Here is a 213-nt window from a genome sequence, read left to right on the forward strand (position 1 = left end):
GAACAAAACCGTTGTCTGTTACCCGCCTTACATCGGAGAGTCGTTCCATTCTCTGTCCCATCGGACAATACATGCCGTCGGTTTCTTCATTATAATAAAAGTTGGCAGACAGAAACGGGTCGTTTCTGAAGTTCCTTTTCTGTTCCTTATGAAAATAATTGTACTTTATGAAGGTTTCAATGCCATGTCTGAAAGCATACAGATAGTTCTCTT

It is taken from the genome of Parabacteroides sp. CAG:2 (assembly GCF_000436315.1).
Lineage (GTDB): Bacteria > Bacteroidota > Bacteroidia > Bacteroidales > Tannerellaceae > Parabacteroides > Parabacteroides distasonis.